The 20723-nt window shown below is 28.7% G+C and carries 14 protein-coding genes; 1 reads left to right on the plus strand and 13 read right to left on the minus strand.

Going from position 1 to position 20723, the window contains the following annotated elements; translation table 11 throughout:
* Position 1: 1 nt before the first annotated feature.
* From BTO07_RS01230 to BTO07_RS01265, 8 genes are all read right to left on the minus strand, one after another.
* Positions 2-826, minus strand: a complete 825-nt coding sequence (locus BTO07_RS01230) for an ion transporter (protein ID WP_087519491.1) — start codon at positions 824-826, stop codon at positions 2-4.
* Positions 827-864: 38 nt separating this feature from the next.
* Positions 865-2811 carry a DUF3857 domain-containing protein gene (locus BTO07_RS01235; RefSeq protein WP_087519492.1) on the minus strand — a complete coding sequence of 649 codons (1947 nt, stop codon included), beginning with the start codon at positions 2809-2811 and terminating at the stop codon, positions 865-867.
* Entirely contained in the window at positions 2812-3891 is a 1080-nt protein-coding gene (locus tag BTO07_RS01240) for an exonuclease domain-containing protein (protein ID WP_087522519.1), read from the minus strand.
* Between the two features lie 25 nt (positions 3892-3916).
* Positions 3917-4585, minus strand: coding sequence for a YggS family pyridoxal phosphate-dependent enzyme (locus BTO07_RS01245; RefSeq protein WP_087522518.1), 669 nt, complete (start codon positions 4583-4585; stop codon positions 3917-3919).
* Between the two features lies 1 nt (position 4586).
* A complete protein-coding gene (locus tag BTO07_RS01250; RefSeq protein ID WP_087519493.1) occupies positions 4587-5825 on the minus strand; it encodes a DUF1015 domain-containing protein in 1239 nt (412 codons plus the stop codon).
* A 3-nt stretch (positions 5826-5828) separates the two neighbouring features.
* Positions 5829-6779 (minus strand): D-2-hydroxyacid dehydrogenase, encoded by a 951-nt coding sequence (locus BTO07_RS01255; protein WP_087519494.1) that lies wholly within the window; start codon positions 6777-6779, stop codon positions 5829-5831.
* Between the two features lie 139 nt (positions 6780-6918).
* Positions 6919-7980: a 3-phosphoserine/phosphohydroxythreonine transaminase gene (gene serC / locus BTO07_RS01260; protein WP_087519495.1), complete on the minus strand. Its 1062-nt coding sequence runs from the start codon at positions 7978-7980 to the stop codon at positions 6919-6921.
* 90 nt (positions 7981-8070) lie between these two features.
* A complete protein-coding gene (locus tag BTO07_RS01265) occupies positions 8071-9132 on the minus strand; it encodes an acyl-CoA reductase (RefSeq protein ID WP_087519496.1) in 1062 nt (353 codons plus the stop codon).
* Positions 9133-9202: 70 nt separating this feature from the next.
* Between BTO07_RS01265 and BTO07_RS01270 the strand changes: the two genes are divergently transcribed.
* Entirely contained in the window at positions 9203-9553 is a 351-nt protein-coding gene (locus BTO07_RS01270) for a 4Fe-4S dicluster domain-containing protein (RefSeq protein ID WP_087519497.1), read from the plus strand.
* A 162-nt stretch (positions 9554-9715) separates the two neighbouring features.
* Here BTO07_RS01270 and BTO07_RS01275 read toward each other — a convergent pair whose 3' ends face one another.
* The 5 genes from BTO07_RS01275 to BTO07_RS01295 form a co-directional block, all read right to left on the minus strand.
* On the minus strand, positions 9716-12430 hold the full coding sequence (locus BTO07_RS01275) for a TonB-dependent receptor (protein ID WP_087519498.1): 2715 nt from the start codon (positions 12428-12430) through the stop codon (positions 9716-9718).
* Between the two features lie 827 nt (positions 12431-13257).
* Positions 13258-15885 (minus strand): TonB-dependent receptor, encoded by a 2628-nt coding sequence (locus BTO07_RS01280; RefSeq protein ID WP_087519499.1) that lies wholly within the window; start codon positions 15883-15885, stop codon positions 13258-13260.
* Between the two features lie 158 nt (positions 15886-16043).
* Positions 16044-18974, minus strand: coding sequence for a TonB-dependent receptor (locus BTO07_RS01285; protein ID WP_087519500.1), 2931 nt, complete (start codon positions 18972-18974; stop codon positions 16044-16046).
* 20 nt (positions 18975-18994) lie between these two features.
* Complete coding sequence (locus tag BTO07_RS01290) at positions 18995-19984, minus strand: FecR family protein (protein WP_087519501.1); 990 nt, start codon at positions 19982-19984, stop codon at positions 18995-18997.
* A gap of 70 nt (positions 19985-20054) precedes the next feature.
* The gene (locus BTO07_RS01295; protein ID WP_087519502.1) at positions 20055-20618 is read right to left on the minus strand and encodes an RNA polymerase sigma factor; all 564 of its coding nucleotides are present in this window, start codon (positions 20616-20618) and stop codon (positions 20055-20057) included.
* Between the last annotated feature and the right edge of the window lie 105 nt (positions 20619-20723).

Raw genomic sequence — 20723 nt, forward strand, 5'->3', positions numbered from 1 at the left:
TTTAATTTAATTTACTACCACATTTATAACAAAATTCTGCTCCATCTTTATGATTTTCAGCTAAACAACTTGGACAAGATTGTGTATTTGTATGTACTTTTTTATCATTGGTTTTTGTCATTTCTGAACTAACTATTCCAGTAGGAATCGCAATAATTCCATAACCTAAAATCATAATAATACTTGCAATAAATTGCCCTAATGGTGTATGAGGAGCAATGTCTCCATAACCAACTGTAGTTAGTGTTACAATTGCCCAATAAACACTTCTAGGTATGCTTGTAAAACCATTTTCTGCACCTTCTACCATGTACATTACTGTACCTAATATCACGCATAAAATAATTACAAAAAACAGGAATACTGCAATTTTGGCCCTACTCGCTTTTAAAGCAATTAGTAATTTATTTGATGCACCAATATATCTTGCTAATTTTAAAATTCTAAAGATTCTTAATAAACGTAAAGCTCTTAATGCTGCTAAATGATGACCACCAATAAAGAATAATGATAAGTATTTAGGTATTGTGGAAAGTAAATCTATAATACCGTAAAAGCTAAAAATATATTTTAGTGGTTTTTTTATAGAGATAATTCTAAAAATATATTCTAGAGAAAATAGAATCGTAATTACCCATTCAGAAATATTTAAGAAGTTATGATATTTAGCATCAAAACTCTCTACACTCTCAAGCATTACTAATAAAATACTTGCAAGAATAGCAATTAGTAAAATTACATCGAAAAATTTACCAGCCCTGGTATCGGCTTCATAAATAATTTCATGAATTCTATGTTTCCAAGATGGTTTTTTTGTGTTACTCAAGTTATTTTTTTTTGTAAAATTACAAATATATATTTAGTCTATTTTTTTTCTAAGATTATATATCCACTTTCCGAAATAATAATTTGCTTATAAAACTCTTTTAAAGCATAATATTCTTCTACAGAATAGTGCGTTTTTAATATGTTTAGCCTAACAGAAAGTCTAATTAAGTTTCCTTCCTTTACAGTACTAAGCACAAAGCGACCTCCTTTATTTGGTAATGAAATTGCTTTGTTTTCTGGTAATTTTACAATTTTAAAATTCTCAGGAATGGTTAAGCTTATATAATAATTACTTCTTCTAGTGTACGCAAAATCTACAGGATAATTTCTTTCTTTTAGTTTGAAAGGATTTTCTTTAATTTGATCAAAAAGAAAAGGGTTGATTCTTATTTTAGAACCTAAGTTTTCACTTGTTTCAAACCTTACTTTAAAAAATTCTTGTATAGGTTTATCAAGAGAATTTAATGCTTTAACCTTATAGTCTTCAACTTTTATGTCTTGGTTTTTAGTTTCAAAATCTTCTAAATAGCCTTCTTCGCTTTTTAAAGAAATAACTTTTCTCTGTTTAGATGCAGAATAACCAGTTTTTCTAATCATTAAATCACCGTTAAATATACTATCTTCATTTAAATCTAGTTTAACAGATGTGCTAACTGAAGAGCTATATTTTGGTTTTAGTTTTATCCAAGAACTCTTTTTTTTATAATTAATAATTCTTGCTTCTCCATTTAAAGTTCTAACAGGAAGTTGACCAAAAGGTAGAAATTTATCTGTTGCATCTAAAAAATAAGTTTGCTTATCAATAACTGTTTTTACAATAACATAATTGTAATCATAAATAACAGGAAATAGCTTTGTAGGTATCCCATTATTCCTTGTTGATAAAACAACTAAATCTGCATCAAGATTTGCTGCTTTTAAACTATTGTATAATGAAATATTTATTTCGCCAACATCGCCTATTTTTTCTTGAAATGCTTGTTTTACTTTCGCATCTTCATTCGTCCAATATTTATCATTCCATATATAATGATTTTTAATAAATTGATATATTTTTTTAGTTCTTTCTAAAATGTTTTCTGTGGTTAGAATTTCTTCAGGAATATTCTTTTTAAAAAAACTTTTTTTAGAAGTTTGATTGTTGAAAAATTGCTTTTTTAAACTTTTATCTGCTTGTTCCCAGGTAGTTGTTAAATTATCTATAACACCTCTATAACTTGTAATTGATTTTATATCGAAAGTAATTTTAGAGATATAATTTTTTTTACTTAACATGTAATCTTCCTCTTTAAATGCAGGAATATTACTCATCCCATAAGAGAAAACAGCACAGTCTCCATCTCCAATACCATCTATATAAACACAATTTTTATGAATGGATGGGGCATCTTTATCTAGTTTTAAATAACCAGAAATTTTGTTATTATATGTGTAGTTTCCTAAAATTGAAATATCTAATTCACTTTTTATTTTTGGAATTTCAGATTGAAAATTCCAATCTTTAATACTTAAATATGGTGATATAATACTGTATTTATATTCTATAACTGATCCTACTTTTATATTGGGAAGAGTAAACTTTTTTTCTATCCAATTTTCACCTTCTTTTAGTGTAAATATATCTTTATCTAATAGATGTGTTTTATTTGAGGTGCCAATGTCTGTTAAGTTATATGTAATTGCACTAATATTTTTTACTCTTTGTTTTTTATATAAGTTAATAGAAATATCAGCTAAATCAAAAGCAGATTTATCTAAAATTTTAATTCTGTAATAATAATCTGTTCTGGGTATTTCATCATTATTTCTATCAGGAAATCGATTTGCATGTTCATATAAAACAACAGCAGTTGCCGTAGAATCTTTATCGTAAATTGTCATTTTTAATTCTTCTAAAGTAGTTTGTCCCATTTTAGAAGATTTCTTTTCTTGTGCAATTAGAATACTAGAAAAAAGTAGGAGTATTAAGGCAATTTTTTTCATTTACAATCTAATAATTTTCTGAACTTTATTTTTATTGATGTAATTCTTTATAATATTTTTAGCTTGTATTTTATTCTCAACCGGTGTTAAAACGGCTTTTAAAATATCTAATTGATTTTCTTGAAAATTTAAATTTGTATATCCAAAACCAAAGATTTCATTCTGTTCAATTAAAATAATTGCATTTTCTTCAACTTCTCTTCCTTTTTCAATGATAATAAAGTCTTCATTGTTAAAATTTTGAGCGATTGTTGTATGTTTCTTATTAAAATTGAATTTTGGTGATAAAACTTCTAATTCTATAGCGTATTTTAATTGTGTAAAAAGTTCATTTCCTGTTTCATCAAAAGAAATAGTTTCTGCTCTTTCTTGAATTTTAACGGCCCTTTTTGTTATTTTTAAAAAGAGTTTGTTTACTTCTGATTTAATATTTTTTCCTCTTCCTAAATAAATAACTTTACCATTAGTATCATGAACATAAAATACACCCTGAACCGTTGGTATTTCGTCTATTAAACTTTTTAGTTTTTGTTTTTGATTCCTTTGGTCAAAGTATTTTATAGAACTTTGTATAATCGATTTACCTGTGTCTTTTTCAAGTAATAGTTTAAATAACTGAACAGTTGCTAAAGCATCTCCAGAAGCTCTATGTCTATCAGTCATAGGAATTCCTAAAGATTTTGTAAGTTTTCCTAAACTATAAGATGGTTGATCTAATATTAATTTCTGACTTAATTCTACAGTACATAAAGTGTTACTGTTAAATTCATAACCCAATCGGTCAAATTCTGTGCGTAAAATTCTATAGTCGAAAGCAGTATTGTGGGCTACTAAAATACAATCTGAAGTAATTTCTATAATTCGCTTTGCAACCTCATAGAATTTAGGTGCATTTTTAAGCATTTTGTTGTTAATTCCTGTCAGTTTTACAACAAATTCTTGAATTGGTTTTTCCGGGTTTACTAGACTAATGAATTGATCTACAATAGTGTGTCCATCATATCTATAGATGGCAATTTCTGTTACTCCTTCTTCATTAAATTTCCCTCCAGTTGTTTCAATATCTAAGATTACGTACAAATTATTTTTCTTTAAGCTAAATTTACTAATTATAATTTCTATTACCAAATATAGAGCTACCAACTCTTATCATCGTACTTCCATTTGCAATTGCTAGTGGATAATCTCCACTCATTCCCATAGACAGCGTTTGCAGTTTACAGTTTAAAGTATCTGTTATTTTTTTTTGTTTCTCAAAAAAGGTTTTAAGCGATAAAAACTCTTCTTGTAATTGTTGTTGATCTTCTGTAAATGTAGCCATTCCCATAAAACCAACAATTTTTATATGCTCTAAATTTGCGAGTTCTTCAGATACTAAAATACTTTCAATTTCATCAAACGAAAAACCAAACTTTGTTTCTTCTTTGGCTATTTTTACTTGTAATAAGCAATCAATAACTCTATCGTTTTTTTTTGCTTGTTTATTAATTTCTTTCAGGGTTTTAAATTTATCAACTCCATGAATTAAATTAACAAAAGGTGCCATGTATTTTACCTTATTACTCTGTAAATGACCAATCATGTGCCATTGAATATCTTTAGGTAAAATGGCATGTTTATCAACCATTTCCTGAATCTTATTCTCGCCAAAAATTCGTTGACCAGCATCATAAGCTTCTTGTAAGTCTGTAATAGGTTTGGTTTTAGAAACTGCGACTAATGTTACATTTTCTGGTAATTTGTTCTTAATTTGAAGTAAGTTTTCTTTAATCATATCAGAATTCATATATCGTTAATGCGCTTCTTAGTTTTGGTTCTATATAGGTGGTTTTTGGAGGCATTAATAAACCAGCATTTACAATTTCTTTTAATTCATTAATTGTTGTTGGCAACATTCCAAAAGAAACTTTAAACGCTCCAGTATCTACTTTTGTTTTTAATTCTAAACTATCAGATTTATTTTGAGAATAGACAATTTTAGAAGCATTTCTAAGATCTTTAATGCCTAAAATTGGCTTTAAAACTGTAGTGTAAAGAATTTGAGAATCTAATTTACTTAATGCATCCGTAAAATCAATCGCCGATTTACGTAATGATAAAGTGTAAAACTCATTATTTAAATACATGCAAAAATGATGCTTCTCTTTTGGCTTGTATAATTCTTGTCCACGATTTTCAATTCTGAAAAAGGTGTCTAATTCAATTAAAAATTCATTTGGCGTTAAACCGTTTAAATCTTTTATAAATCTATTAAATTCGTAAACACTTAACTCGCTTTCTGGTAATAAATAACTCATAAAAAAGTTGTAATCTTCTTCACCAGTATGATTTGGATTCTCTTTTGCTAAATTATTAGCCAATAAACAAGATGATGTTGATCTATGATGACCATCAGCAATATATAAGGTGTCTATTTCTTTAAAAGCTGCTACAATTTTATGAATATCCTCTTCATCATCTACCACCCAAAGTAAATGAGAGTCTTTATCAGTTGTAGAAAATTCGTATTCTGCTCTTTGTTGTTTGTATTTCTTTATTACAGTTGCAATAACATCATTATCAGGATACGTAAGTAGCACAGGTTCTGCATTAAAACCTGTGTTTTTTAAATAATTTTCAAATAACAGCTCTCTTTCCTTAAGAGTTCCTTCGTGTTTTTTAATTACGTTATTATTGTAATCATCAACAGAAGTTGCTGAAATTATTCCGCAGAAAACATTTGTAGCTGTTGTTTTTTGATAAATGTAAAAAGCAGGAGATTCATCTTGAGTGAAAATTTCATCCTCTTTAAATTCTAAATAACGATTGTGCACCAATTTAAAGCGTAATTCTCCAGAAATATCTTGTTTATGATATTTATATCCAGGATTTATAACATGTAAAAATGTATAAGGGTTAAATGCTAATTTTGAATTTAGCATTTCTGGCGTATAAATTTCATACGATTTAGATGAGACTAAAGCGACTTTATCTCTATTGGATCTTACTGCTTTAAAAGGTTTTACAATTGCCATAAATTAGCTCAATAATGCGATGATTTGTTGTGCTAATTCTAAGCTAATTCTATCTTGAGCTTCTTTTGTTCCTCCACCAATATGTGGTGTTAAAGAAATTTCTGGATTCATTAATAATTGAACAGCTGGTGAAGGTTCTGTTTCAAAAACATCTAAACCTGCAAACTGTACTTTACCAGTTTCTATTGCCATTACTAAATCTACTTCATGTAAAATACCACCTCTTGCAGTATTTATGATTCCAACACCATCTTTCATTTTTTCAAATTCTTTTTTGGTGATAATGTAATCGTCTTGTTCTGGTATATGTAAAGAAATAAAATCTGATTCTTTTAATAATTCTTCTTTATCAATTGTATCGATTGTAAAAGTAGATTTCTGTCCGTTAAAAAACTCTAAAGTTATAGGTGCACTTGTAACTTTATCATCATTTGCCAAAACATTCATTCCTAATCCTATGGCAATTTTAGCAACTTCTTGTCCGACTTTACCAAAACCAATAATACCAATTGTTTTTCCTCTTAATTCTATTCCTTGAGAATATGCTTTTTTCAAATCATTAAAACGAGAATCTCCTTCTAAAGGCATTTCTCTGTTAGATGAATGCAAGAATCTTACCATTCCAAAAAGGTGAGAAAAAACTAATTCGGCAACAGAACCAGAAGATGCATTAGGTGTATTAATTACGTGTAAACCATTGTCTTCTGCGTAATCAACATCAATATTATCTAAATCAATACCACCACATCCAATTAGTTTTAAACTTGGGCAAGCTTCAATTAATTCTTGTCTTACTTGCGTAGAATTTCCTACTAAGATTGCATCAATATTGTTTTCGTTGATGTAATTTTCTAATTGGTTTTGAGCAACTTTTACTGTAATTACTTCAAACCCTTTTTTTTCTAAAGCATCAATTCCGCTTTGTGATATTCCGTCGTTTGCTAATATTTTCATTCTAATTTCTTGTGTAATTGTTTAAAAGTTGAATTGTGTAATTGTTCTCAATCAAACTTTATATTTTTTAGGTTCAAAGGTTCAAGGTAAAGCTGTTGTAACTTTGCAACTTTGAGCCTTTGCTACTATTTTTACTTTATTACTTTCTTTCTAATTCTTGCATTACATCCACCAAAGCCTGTACGCTATATAAAGGCAATGCATTATACATACTTGCTCTATAACCACCAACACTTCTATGTCCGTTTATTCCATTAATTCCTGCTGCTTCCCACATGTTGTTAAAAGTTTCTGTCAAACTTTCATCAGTTAAAACAAAAGTAGCATTCATGTTACTTCTATCTTCTTTGGCTACAACTCCTTTAAATAAAGGATTTCTGTCTATTTCATTATATAAAAGAGCGGCTTTTTTATTGTTTACTTCTTCAATAAATTTAACTCCACCTAAATCTTTTAACCATTGTAAAGTAAGCATAGAAACATACACTGCAAATACAGAAGGTGTGTTAAACATACTGTCTTTATCAATATGAATTTGATAATTTAACATAGAAGGAATGTGTCTTTCTACTTTTCCTAAAATATATTCTTTTATGATCACTAAAGTTGCTCCTGCAGGACCCATATTTTTTTGAGCACCAGCATAAATTAAGTCGAATTTTTCAAAGTCTAATTGACGAGAAAAAATATCTGAACTCATATCACAAACCAAAGGAATATTTGTTTCTGGAAAGGCTTTCATTTGAGTTCCTGCAACAGTATTATTACTTGTACAGTGAAAATAATCTGCATCTTCAGGAATTGAATATCCTTTAGGAATGTAATTATATCCTTTATCTTTAGAAGAACCAACTTCTACAACTTCACCAAATGCTTTGGCTTCTTTAATTGCTTTATCAGACCAAGTTCCTGTATTTAAATACGCTGCTTTTTTATTCAATAAATTATAAGCAACCATTAAAAACTCTAAACTTGCACCACCTTGTAAAAACAATGCTTTGTAACCTTTATTCTCTAAGCCTAATAACTCTAAAGCTAAAGAACGTGCTTTTTCAATTACATCAACAAACGATTTACTTCTATGAGAAATTTCTATTAATGATAAATTATCATCATTAAAATTTAGAATAGCTTCTGATGCTTTTTGTAAAACTTCTTGTGGTAAAATACAAGGACCTGCACTAAAATTATGTTTTTTCACGTGAATAAACTTAGGTTAAATTTCTTTTATTAATTAAGTCAGTAAATATGCTGACCTTGGTTTTTTACTATTAAAATTCCTCTAAGAGGATTATATTTTTGATAAAAAATCTAAAGTATTCACTCCATCTGCATAATCTGTTAACTTCGGATGTTGTGTTTGTCCAAAAGCAATTTCATCTTCTATAAAATCTTTGGCAACAATACATTGTATTTTTTCTTTATCTTGATTTAATTTTATTTTTAAATCTGTTTCATTCTCATAATACTCATAAAAAATAGTTGCAATAGGAGAGGAGTAGCTTTTATCTTCCTTAATCATTAGAAAACCATTTTCTAATAAATCGAATAAACTCATTAAGTATACAGCTTTATTATAGTCATAATTATTAGCGTATTTCGCATTATTAATCATGTCTTTTTTAGCATACATTCCTGTAAAAAAGGCATCAAAATTATAATCTTTTGGTACATATAATTTTGAAACATTTCTACAACCTAATCCAAAATACTGAAAAACATCATCAGATAATTGTATAAAATCTTCTTCAGTTTCTTTTCCAGTGATAACTGCCACAGAATTTCTACTTTTTCTAATAATATTTGGTTTATTTTTAAAATAAAATTCAAAATAACGCGCAGTATTATCGCTTCCAGTAGCGATTACAGCATCAAAATCTGTCAGTTTTTCTTCCGTAAAAGTGATTTTTCCCTTAAAACTTACTTCAACATACTCTAAATACTTTGCTAAAAAGGGTAAAAGGTGTTTATCATTAGAAGATTGCTTAACCAACACTGAGTGACCAGAGATTAAGACTGATAGAAAATCATGAAACCCAACTAAAGGAATGTTTCCTGCCATAATAATGGCTACCTTTTTTGGTGAATCTATATTTAAATTATGGTCTTTAGTAAATGTGTTTAAGTTACTTTCTGTTAGTGCTTTACTTAAGCTGTTTAATGAAAATAAGATGTTCTCTTTCGTAAACCAAGAGTTCTTTTCTTGAGCAATTTTCATTTGATGTAAAAAACCATCGAAAAAGATTTCATTATGTTCAATACTATCGATTTTTTTTATATTATCGACAGAAAACTGACTTAAAAAGTCCCCTAATTTTGCGAATGCAGTAATTCTGTTTTGAATACTATTCATTTATTTTGGTTGTCTATGATTTTGGCTTTATTTTTGCAATCGCAAAGGTACAAAAACAGAACAGAAAATTATGGCAATTATAATAACAGATGAATGTATAAATTGTGGGGCATGTGAACCAGAATGTCCTAACACTGCAATTTATGAAGGAGCAGATGATTGGAAATATTCAGATGGAACAGATTTAAAAGGAAATGCAGTATTGCCAAATGGTAAGTCTGTAAATGCTGATGAAGATCAAGAACCAGTTTCTGATGAAATTTATTACATCGTTCCGGATAAGTGTACAGAGTGTAAAGGTTTTCATGATGAGCCACAATGTGCTGCAGTATGTCCAGTAGATTGTTGTGTGCCAGATGACGATGTTGTAGAAACAGAAGAAGAATTGTTAGCTAAACAAAGCTTTATGCATAACGAGTAAATAAAAGTATAGACTTTTATAAATAAAAAAATCCTGAACAATTGTTCAGGATTTTTTATGCCATTTATTTAAAATGTAATTTTTTAAAAAATTAAAACCCCCAAAGCTTAATGCTTTGGGGGTTTCGTTTTCAAATAATCAATTCAAAATAATTATTTAAGTTTAAAATTGGTAATTTATTGATAAGTTAAACATAGTACCTAATTGACTAAAGTGAGAACCATCATAAGTCATTTGAGAATAACGACCATTAAATGTAATCGCATTCGATTCATTTTCAAGTTGAGTTAATCCAGAACCACCATTTGCAATTGAAATTACACTTGTATCATCAATGATTGCTTGTCCTGCTGCATTGTCTGCTTTAAACGCCCATTCTGGTAATACATTTAATAAATTATTTACATTTAATGCAATCGATAATTTATCAGTAGCCTGATAATTTATTGCTAAATCTGTTACAATTTTAGGTGTAAACTCAGTTCTTAAACCATCACTCATAAACTTTTGTCTAAATGTTGTTTTACCGAAGTACGTATTGTTTAAAGAAAGACCCCATTTATTGATATCATAGTTTGCTCCTAAGATCCATTTTGTTTTTGGTCTAGAAGTAAACATTAAAGCTAAATTAGATCTGTCAAGAACAGGATATGCAGTTGTAGAACCATCATCCTCTTTAACATCAATTGTAGGCACATCTTCTGTTCTTTTGTTTTCAATAGTATAGTTTCCTGAAAGGTTTAAAGCTAGTTTACCTTCTCCAATCTCAATATTTGAAATACCAGAGACAAAATCAATACCAGATGTAGTAGTATCAAATCCATTAATAAAAAATTGATTTTTACCAATTTGATTTGTATAAATTACTCTGTCTTCAACATCAATTTTATAATAATCAATTGTGAAGTTTATGTTATTTGATAATTTACCACCAAAACCAAATGTTAAGTTTGTAGATTTTTCAGGTTTAAGTGCTGGTATTCCTAATTCTCTTGCTTTAGGAGATACATTATTTACTAAACCAACAACATCAATTCCTCCACCATCAGCAAAAGAATATTGAGATTTTTCAGTATAAATTTGGTGTAAACTTGGTGCTCTAAATCCAGAAGAAACTGAACCTCTCATTGTTAATTTATTAGATAATTTGTAACGAGAACTAAATTTGTATACAAATGTATTTCCAAAATCAGAGTAATTTTCACCACGTACAGTACCACTTAATAAAAAGTCGTCAGATACATCATAATCTAAACTAAAATATCCTCCTAAGTTATATCTATTAAAGATTCCTGAATTTACTGGGTCATTTCCTGAAAATGAATCTGAACCACCACCTTCATAAGAAGATGCTTTTCCAGCAATTATTTCGAAATTTTCATTTCTAAACTCTGCTCCCATACCAATACTAACTTTGTCAGAAAGAAGTCTAGATACATCTAAATTCCCTACTAAATGGTTAAAAGAGGTTCCTCCTGGATCAAAACTTGTTGGACTAAGTTCTTGGTAACCTACACTTGCATTATGAGAATTATTTACTTTATATGTTTGTTCGTTACCTCCAAGAGTAATACTTGCATCAACATTCCAATCATTTACCTTTCTTGTAATACCTAATGTAGCATTATAATCATTTAATACACCTTCAAAAGTTGGTACATACCCATCAAATCCACCTGCCTGATCAGAAGGAAATAAATCTTGTAAATAAGCTAAATCTCCAGTTGCAATTTTCCAATAAGGAGTTCTGTAATTAGCATAAGAATTTACTTTTTTAAATACATATGCTGCATTAAAATATAGTCTAGATTCTTCAGATAAGTCATAACCACCGTTGATTAAAAATTTAGTTGCTACAGTCTCAGGAGAACCGTTAACGTTTCCTGCATCTGGTTTACGAGACAAGAACTCTTCAACATCTGCTAAAGGTGCTCCAAAACCTGTACCACCAAATGCTTCTCCTTTAGCACTTACTGTTCCTGGTCTGTTCGCTAATCCTACTTTAGAAAAGTCAACAGTATAGTTAATAAATCCTTTATCGTCACCAATAGAAGATCCGTTATTAATACTAATTCCAAACATCTCTCCATCTCCTTCAGAAGTAACACCTGTTCTTAAAGTTGCAGAACCTCTATTTACATCGTCTTTTAAAATAATGTTTATTACACCTGCAATGGCATCAGAACCATATTGTGCAGATGCTCCGTCTCTTAATACTTGTATACTTTTAATAGCATCTACAGGTATTGCAGAAATGTCAGTTCCTGTTTCACCACGTCCTGGGGAATCTTGCGTATATAATAATGCACTAACGTTTTTACGTTTTCCATTAATTAACACTAATGTTCTACTTGGTCCCATATTTCTAATTTCATACGGGTCTAATAAAGAGGTTGCATCATTTACTGGAGTTTGTACTGTATTAAATGAAGGTATTCTAAATTGTAACGCCTTATCAAAAGTATTTTGACCTGTAGACATTAACTCTTTAATGCCAACAACATCAATTGGTAATGGACTATCTACATTACTTCTAGGTGCAGTTCTAGAACCAGTAACAACAACTTCATCTAAAGCATTATCTTCATTAACAACAATAGTTAAATAAGAAGGCTGAATTACTTTTATGTTTTTTGTTTTAAAACCCATAGAAGAAATAACTAAAGTTGTTGGCAAACTCTTAACATTAATGTTAAACTCACCATTATCATCTGTAGTAGCTCCATTAGAAGTTCCTTTTTCCACAACATTCATATATGGCAATCCTTCACCAGATGAATCCGTTACTTTACCTTTTATTGTTTGCGCCATGAATCCTAATGGAAGCATAAACATAAAAGCAATTGTACAAAATTTTAATAAATACTTTTGTCTCATAAATAAATTATTAGTTAATAAATAGTGGTTAATTAGTTCTTACTTTATTAAGAAAAGAAGAACTCATTTATTACATAAGACAGAAAAAGAAAAAGCATACTCTTTAAAATTTTATTTTTTTCAAAGAAATTGATAAAAAGTAATTATTTCCCTAATATTTAGAGCTTAATATTTAATTTTATGTAATAAAATGATCTATTTGTTTCAATTTATTTAGTATTTATTAATCTAATATTATCAGTAAAACTATTTTATTCAGAGGGATAGATGTTAAACAATTTAATAGCACATAATTGTAGATTTCTGGTAGTATTTAATTGTTAACTAAAATGTAAGTCGGTTGTTATTTAAGGTTGATAATTATCTGTATATGCTTTTAATCTCTCAATTTTTGAATTATTAAAATTAGAGATGTCTTGACTTATTTGCCAATCGATTAATTTAATTTCACTAAATCTGGTGAAGTTTAATGATGTTTTAAGTCTTTTGTATTCGTAATTTAGACCAACGTTTTTGCCAAGTTAAAATCAAACAAACACTAGTCGTTTTCGTATTTATACCATTCGAAAAAAACGGTTACGTTTTCTACTCCAAAACCTAAATTTAGTGTCGATGCATCAAAATTTCTACTTAAAATGATTTGATTTTAATAGAAACAAGGTAAGTACCTATAGAAGCTTTAAAATTATTACCTTGTTGTTCCATAAATAAATAGTGTTAGCTGTATCACTATTTCAGGACGAGACACCTTTTTTTATTAAAACCCCCAAGTCTTAAGATTTGGGGGTTTTATTTTTCAATATTATTCAGGGGACTTTGTCTATTTATTAGAATTGAACGTTTACTCCAATACTAAAGTTAGTACCTAATTGACCTAATTGTTGTACTTCTGATGAATATTTAAATCTAGAACCTGCTTGAGAAGTGTTTGTAGAAGTTAAAGTTTCATCTGGATACACATCAAAAATGTTATTTAAGTTAGCGTTAAAAGTAATTTTGTCTGTTAACATATAACCAAAACCTAAATCTGTAGATATTTTAGAAGCAAGAGTTTGATCTGTACCTCCAGATTCTGGAGCAGTAATAATAACTTCACCAAAACGAGTGTTGTTAAAAGAAACATCCCACTTATCAGATACATAGTTTAAACCTAAAATCATTTTAGATTTTGGTCTAGAGTTTGTAATTAAACCCTGTTCTTGTCTATCAAAGATGTTATATCCTGCATCAGAAATAGTTTTAGGAGTATTAATAGCATCAATTGTTGTTGTATTAAAGTTGGCAGCAAAACTAGCATGTAATCTTCCGCTATCACCTACTTCAATGTTTCTATAGTTAAGAATTACATCAGTTCCTGTTGTTTTTGTGTCACCAGCATTAATAAACACTTGTACAGCTACAACACCATTGTCTTCTAAAATTTGTTCTACAGGATTTGTTGTTGTATCATCACTATCAGAACCAATTTGAGAAGAGAATAATACTCTATCATCAACTTTAATTTGATAAAAATCTATAGATCCTGAAAAGTTTCTAGAAAATTTATACGTTAAACCAGCAGAAATATTTTTAGAAATTTCATGAGTTAAAGTAGGAACTCCTAAAGCTTGTACAGCAGAATTATCATTTGCTAAAGTTCCTTGTAATAAAGGCTCTGAAGATCCAGCAACAATAATGTACTGACTTAATGTAATATGTGATTGGTGTAAAGTTGGTGCTCTAAAACCTGTACTATAAGAACCTCTTATTGCTCCTTTAGAACCTAATTTATAACGTCCGTTTGCTTTCCAAGAAAAATTAGAACCAGCATCTGTAAAGTCTTCATATCTACCAGCAACACCTAATAATAAATCATCAGATAGATCATATTCTAATTGAGAATAAAGTGCAAAGTTGTTTCTAGACCATTTTCCAGCTTCATCAGGCTTAATACCAGCAAAAGAATCAGAACCTGCTCCGTAATAAGATAAAGGATTTCCTTCAATTGCTTTAAAAGTTTCTTGTTTAAATTCAGATCCAAAAGCTAAACCAACTTCATCAGATAACTGAGTATTAATATCTAAGTTATAAACAACGTTTGTAAATCTGTATCCTCCAGGATTAAAAGATCTTGGTGAAGTTCCATGATCTGCTAAGTAATCTCTATTTACAGAGTTATTAACTGTAACATCAACATCATTAGAACCATAAGTAACACTTGCATCAGCATTCCATCCTTCTGCTAATGGAAATCTTATTCCTAAAGCATTAATATGATCATTAATTGTAGTTTCAAAAGTTGGTTGATATCCAATAAAATCTTCAGAATCTCTTGTTATAAAGTTTGCATCTGCAACATCGTTTCTCCAATATGGAGCTCTATAATAAGCAAAACTTTGACCATTTCTAGTTGTTAAACCATGAAAAGAATATAAAGTAGATTCTTCACCAACTGGATGTTCCATATTTACAAAAACATCTTTTTTCTCCATTTCTGGTTGACCAACAGTCATACCAGCAGTAGGGTTAGCAGCTAACCAAGCAATATCTCTAGGAGTGTCTCCTACATCAGAAACATTACCAGCTCTGTTAGTTGTAGCTTGTTTGTAATATCCTAAAGTAAGGTTTACAAAACCACCATCACCAAAGTTAAAACCAGTATTAAAATCTGTAGAGAAATTAAAACCATCATGTTCAGATGTAATTCCTGCTTTTGAAGTAAAAGTAGAGTAGTCTACGTCTTTTTTTAAGATAATGTTTAATACACCTGCAATTGCATCAGATCCATAAATTGCAGAAGCTCCGTCTCTTAAAACTTCAACTCTTGCTATAGCAGCAGTAGGTATACTTTTTAAATCTACACCAACTTCACCTTTACCTGGAGTTCTATTTAAATAAACTTGTGCACTTTGGTTTTTACGTTTACCATTTATTAAAACCAACGTTCTACTTGGCCCTAAACCACGTAAATCTGCTGGATCATAATGAGCAGTTGCATCTGCAATTGCTTGATTCTGAGAATTAAAAGAAGGAACTTTAAAAGTTAACATTCTATCTAAAGTAGGCTTTCCACTTTTTGTTAATTCTGCAACATCAATATTGTCAATTGGCACTGGAGAATCTAAAATAGTTCTAGGTTTTGTTCTGTTACCTGTAACTACAACTTCATCTAAAGCATTATCTTCATTAACAATAATTGTTAAGTAAGATTTTTTTGTTACGGGTATTGTTTTAGTTTCAAACCCCATAGAAGACACTACGAATGTAGTTGGTAAACTTTTAACAGTAATGGAAAAGTCACCATTATCATTTGTCGTTGTTCCATTAGATGTTCCTTTTTCTACAATATTCATAAATGGCAATCCTTCGCCAGATGAATCCGTTACTTTTCCTTTTATTGTTTGTGCCATGAATCCTAACGGAATCATAAACATAAAAGCAATTGTAAATAATTTTAATAAATACTTTTGTTTCATAAATAAATTATTAGTTAATAAATAGTGGTTAATTAGTTCTTGCTTTCTTATCAAAAGAAGAACTCATTTATTACATAAGACAGAAAAAGAAAAAGTATACTCCTTAAAATTTGATTTTTTTTAAAGAAATTGATAAAAAGTAAATATTTCCCTAATATTTAGAGCTTAATATTTAATTTTGTGTAGTAAAATGACCCATTTGTTCCCATTTGTGTAGCGTCCCATAAGCCACCACTATCAGTAAAGCTATTTTGTTCGGTTGGGTAGATGTTAAACAAGTTATTAGCACCTAATTGTAGATTGATTGTAGTATTTAATTGATAACTAAAATGTAAGTCGGTTGTTATTTTAGGTTCGTAAATATCTGTTGCAGATTTTAATCTTTCAGCTTCAGAGTTATTGAAATTAGATACGTTTTGGGCTATTTGCCAATCAATTAATTTGATTTCACTAAATCTCGTAAAATTTAATGATGTTTTAAGCCTTTTGTATTCGTAATTTAAACCAAGGTTAAATTTGCTTTTTGGTGCTGAAGCTAATAGAAATTGTTGTTCTCTTCTTCCGAAAAAAGTTTCTTTATCGAGCATTTTATTTTTAATCTCTGTGATGCTCATGTGGTTAATGTTTCCAGAAAAATCAAAAGAAAATTTGCTTTTACCAATGTTTTTTTGCCAGTTTAAAACCAAATCAACACCAGTTGTTTTCGTATTTACACCGTTGGCAAAAAACTGTACGTTTTCTACGCCAAAACCTAAAGTTGATGCATCAAAGTTTCCACTTAAAATAATTCTATCTTTAATAGAAACAAGGTAAGTGTCTATGGAAGCTCTAAAGTTATTACCAATTTTTGATGTAAAACCAAAACTAAAATTTTTAGCTATTTCTTCTTTTAACTTATCAATATTAAATCTTCTAGCTATAGAACTGTTATTAGCAACCAATAATGATTCTGTTGGGGTATTACCAATAAAATTAGTGAAAGTTAAGTTGTAATAATTTTGAGCCAAAGAAGGAGCTCTAAAACCAGTACTAAATGAACTTCGAAGATTAACTTTTTTACTCAATTTAAGTCTTGATGCTAATTTATAATTTAATGTACTTCCAAAATCACTATAATATTCATAACGTAAAGCACTACCTAGCATGAGGTTTTTAGAAAAATCTATTTCTGTATCAACATAAATACTAAAATTAGATCTATTTCTGTCTACTTCATTTTCTGGAGAATAACCAGGAAAACCTTGAGAACCCCCAGGTCTAATAACACCATTATAGCTTTTATAATCAGTTAAAGGAGTTTGAGAATTTATTACATTTTCATGAATATCATAAGCAGCATAAGAAGCTTCTTCACCTGCAAAAATTTTATATTTATCTAATCGATATTCTAATCCTAAAGCAATATTAAATCCTGAAGATTTTGTTTTAAAATATTTAGAAAAATCAATACTTGTGGTATTTTGTATTAATTCGTGACCACCAGCATCAAACTCAGTAGGAGAGTTCTTTTCTAATGTAGCGTTTACAGTGTTTTTAATAAAATAATGAAAATTATTTCTACCAAAAGTATTGTTAACATCAACATTCCATTCTTTAAAAATTGTAACCATTCCAATTGATAATGAATTGTCAAAAATATTTGAGGTAATTAAAGGATTAAATCCACTCGGATAAATGCCAAGAACATTTCTTTCGCTATTCGGTTTTCTGGTAAAAGCATAAGCTTCTGTATTCTTATAGTTAAAACCTCCGTTTACATATAATTTAGTGTTTCTATAAATAGGAATTTCAGAATTTATAAATAGACTCACATTTTTAACGGCAGCTTGTCCAAAATTTTCTCTTGCAATAGTTCCAGGCCTAATTGTATTATCGGCTGATAATGCTTCTGCAGAAAAATTTATAAAACCTCCTTTATTTATTTTTGTTCCATAATTTAAACCTAATTTATAAGTGAAACCATCAATTTTATTAGGCATAATATTGCTATTGTCTCCATTATAAAAACCTAAAGTTGAACTTACATTTAGTTCATCATCAGTATCCTTCAAAACAATATTTAAAACACCTGCAATTGCATCAGAACCATATTGAGCAGAAGCTCCATCTCTTAATAATTCTATTCTTTTTATTGCTGAAATAGGAATTGCATTTAAATCTGTACCAGAATTTCCTCTTCCTCTTGTTCCGTATAAATTTATTAAAGAGGCTTGATGTCTTCTTTTTCCATTAATTAAAACAAGTGTTTGATCTGGTCCTAAACCTCTAATAGTTGCAGGGTCTATATGATCTGCACCATCTGCTCCAGATTGTTTTGTAGCATTAAATGAAGGTATTGCATATTGTAAAAATTGATTTATTTCTACCTGACTACTTTTGGTTGAAGTTTTTTCAATATCGATAACATCAATGGCAACAGGCGTGTCGTTTGCAACTCTGTTTTTATTTCTTGAACCTACAATTTGTACTTCTTCTAACTCTTGACCAGATAATAAAACAATTGTGTGAAATATGTTTGGTGTAAGTTTAAGAGTTTTAGAATTATGACCTATAAAACTAATGGTGATGTTGTTTTCGTCTTTAATTTCAAATTCAAAAGTACCATCTCTTTTTGTAGTAGTTCCTAATAAAGATTCTTCATCTTGTAAAGTCGCTCCACTAAGAGGTTCATTGTCAGAACTTAAAACGATTCCTCTTACTATTGTTTTGTTTTCTTTAAAAGTACTATCAATAGTATTGGGTAAAATTTTATTTTCTCGTGAAAAAGACTTCTTCTTATAAATGCTTTTTTTAGGATAAATAACATAATAGTTATTGCCTAAATCATCAAAATGAAAAGGAGTGAGTTTTTCTAATAAAGAAATAGATTCATTTAAAGATAAGTTTATAAAGCCTTCCTCTTGGATGTATTTATTAGAGAGTAAATTAGCATTGTATGTAAAGAATATTTTATGCTTATTACTAATTTTATCTAGTAGATTGGCTAAAGGAATTGTATTTTTTTGATGTTCTTGAGCAATAGTTATTTGGTTAGTGAAAATCACAAAAACAAGTAATATAAGTTTTATGAATACTAATTTTTTAACCATTTATTGATTTAAAGTTATACCTACTTTTTTCTGATAATTAAACTATTACCTTTTTTGGTAATAATTACGTCAACAGATTTTTCAATGGCTTTTAAACAGATATCAATATTAGTAATAGGAACAGCTCCTGTTATTAAAGTATTTTTACTTTTATCATCTTTAAAAACAATAGAATAACCATAAGATTCTTCTATTTTTTCCATTGCCTTTTCCAAAGATAAGTTTTCAAACAATAAGGAACCATCTTTCCAAGATGTTTTTGTAGTAGGATTAAAAATATTTATGTCTTCTAATATTTTATTTTTTTCAGCTGAATAAGAAATGTAATTACCAGGAATCATTTTTTTATCAGTACCATTATTTAATTTTAACCAGATATTTCCTTCTTCTAAAAATACATCTGTTTTCTTCTTTTTTGTGCTTACATTAAATGAAGTACCATATACTTCTACAGATAAATCGTCTGTTAAAACCCAAAACTTTGCATTTGTAACTACTTTTTTATCAACCTGAAAAAAAGCTTCACCTGTTAACCAAACTTTTCTGCTTTCGTTTTTATAATAAGATAAACTAGAGTTTGAGTTTAACGTAACATCACTACCATCTTGTAGCTTTATATTTAAAATTTCACCATAATTGGTTTTGTGAGTAACCTTAGAAGAACCATTGATAAAATAAAAACCAACAGAAACTAATAAAAGTATAGAAGCTGCAATGCTTAAAGGTTTTAAATATCTTACTTTTCTTTTTGGAGTTGCTTTTTTAGCATTAATTTTAGCTTCTAATTTTTCCCATTCGCAAGAAACTTTCGCTTTGCTAACAAAATTTTTATCAAAAGAAATGCCTAAAACAAGGTCTTTTGCTTTGTTTACCAATTCTTCTCTATCTGGATTATTTGCAATCCAATAATCCCAAAAACTGATGTCTGTACCATTTTGTTGGAGTGCCCAATTCTTAAAAGAAGCATCTTCTAAAAAATCGTTTATGGTATTATATTCTTTCTTAATCATTATAATAATGTGTCAATGTATTTAAATAAGGATGTTTTCCTTTTTTTATACCCTTATTTTTATCTAAAAATTAATTAAATAATTTTATAATAGATATTTCTTCTTTTAAACTCTTTATAGCCTTGTGAAGTGTGTTAACGACACTTTGATAATTAATACCCATTATTTCTGATATCTCTTTGGCTTTTAGTCCACTATAATACTTTAAGTAGATCGCTTCTTTTTGTCTTTTTGGTAATTTATTTAATAAATTAGAAATATTTTTATTTTTAAATCTTTCAGTTTCTTGATTTGTCATTAATTCTTCTGCAGTAAATTGAATGTCTACAAAGGTTTCAGTAGAAAAGTCTGTATGTTTCAATTTCTGATTTTTTTTCATCACTCTTAATAAGAACCTTTTGTAAGATGTAAATAGGTAAGGAGCAATGGTTTCTAAATCGCTTAAATTTTCTCTGTGTTCGTAGATGTAAATAAAGAAATCCTGTAAAGTATCTTCAGTAAGAGCAACGTTATTAGATATTTTTAAACCATAACTATGTAACTGCGGATAATAACTTTCAAAAAGCACAGAAAAGGCATTTAAGTCGCCTTCTTTTAGTGATTTCCAAATAAATTTATCCGTTAGTTTTTCCATGTTTAATAATATAGAGTTTTAAATAATTTTCTAAAAATAAATAAAAATGATGATTCTAAGCTTTCTTTATTGATTTAATTCAATTTTTATTAAAGTTCCTCTATA

This window comes from Polaribacter sp. SA4-12 (assembly GCF_002163675.1).
Lineage (GTDB): Bacteria > Bacteroidota > Bacteroidia > Flavobacteriales > Flavobacteriaceae > Polaribacter.

Coding starts and splice junctions, on each gene's coding strand:
- BTO07_RS01290 (WP_087519501.1), bottom strand. CDS start 19,984: ATGATTAAGAAAGAATATAATACCATAAACGATTTTTTAGAAGATGCT.
- BTO07_RS01275 (WP_087519498.1), bottom strand. CDS start 12,430: ATGAGACAAAAGTATTTATTAAAATTTTGTACAATTGCTTTTATGTTT.
- BTO07_RS01280 (WP_087519499.1), bottom strand. CDS start 15,885: ATGAAACAAAAGTATTTATTAAAATTATTTACAATTGCTTTTATGTTT.
- BTO07_RS01265 (WP_087519496.1), bottom strand. CDS start 9,132: ATGAATAGTATTCAAAACAGAATTACTGCATTCGCAAAATTAGGGGAC.
- BTO07_RS01285 (WP_087519500.1), bottom strand. CDS start 18,974: ATGGTTAAAAAATTAGTATTCATAAAACTTATATTACTTGTTTTTGTG.
- BTO07_RS01270 (WP_087519497.1), top strand. CDS start 9,203: ATGGCAATTATAATAACAGATGAATGTATAAATTGTGGGGCATGTGAA.
- BTO07_RS01245 (WP_087522518.1), bottom strand. CDS start 4,585: ATGATTAAAGAAAACTTACTTCAAATTAAGAACAAATTACCAGAAAAT.
- BTO07_RS01250 (WP_087519493.1), bottom strand. CDS start 5,825: ATGGCAATTGTAAAACCTTTTAAAGCAGTAAGATCCAATAGAGATAAA.
- BTO07_RS01255 (WP_087519494.1), bottom strand. CDS start 6,779: ATGAAAATATTAGCAAACGACGGAATATCACAAAGCGGAATTGATGCT.
- BTO07_RS01235 (WP_087519492.1), bottom strand. CDS start 2,811: ATGAAAAAAATTGCCTTAATACTCCTACTTTTTTCTAGTATTCTAATT.
- BTO07_RS01295 (WP_087519502.1), bottom strand. CDS start 20,618: ATGGAAAAACTAACGGATAAATTTATTTGGAAATCACTAAAAGAAGGC.